1 protein-coding gene is annotated in these 643 nt (G+C 63.1%); it reads left to right on the forward strand.

Translation table 11 applies throughout. The features are described from left to right. Positions 1–643, forward strand: a 643-nt coding sequence (locus tag C7G61_RS43040) for a tetratricopeptide repeat protein (RefSeq protein WP_145963844.1), incomplete at both ends; no start/stop codon positions are given.

Genomic DNA, 643 nt, shown 5'->3' on the forward strand with positions numbered 1-643 from the left:
ATTGATGCGTTTGAAGACAATGACACCGACTACCCATCACGGGTCATCGACTGGACCGTGACTGCGCTCCACTTGGGGGGCGCCGATGCCGCCTACCGCGTAGGCATGCAGTACCATGCTGGCGACATTGTTGATGAGGATCGATACGAAGCGGCGCGGTGGTTCAGGGTTGCCGCCGAACTCGGACACGCGGAAGCCGCTCACCTTCTCGGCGACTTCCTGGAGAGCTGCTGGATTTGGAACGGTGACCTTGAGGCTGGGTTAGAAGCGGCGAAGTGGTATCAGGTCGCCGTCGACAGGGGACACGCCCCAGCCCAGGCGGCTCAGGCTAAGCTGCACATGTGGCTTGCAGAGCACTATGACCCTGCGGACGGTGAGGAGCCCAATCCGGCCGAGGCCTTGCGCTGGTACAACCTGGCGGCAGCTTCCGGTCACGTGGACGCGCAGTTTCGCTTGGCCCAAATTCTCGCTGAGGAAAGCCCGGACACGAATTCCGTCATCGCCTTCTCGTGGTTTCTCAAGGCCGCAACCCAAGGCCACGCCGAGGCGCAGTGGCATGTGGCCACAATGTACGCGGACGGGAACGGCGTGACCCGAGACTTGGGAGAGGCCGCCCGTTGGTTCCGGGCGGCGGCGGAACAGG

Origin of the sequence: Bradyrhizobium algeriense (assembly GCF_003062295.1) — a bacterium.
GTDB classification, from domain to species: domain Bacteria; phylum Pseudomonadota; class Alphaproteobacteria; order Rhizobiales; family Xanthobacteraceae; genus Bradyrhizobium; species Bradyrhizobium algeriense.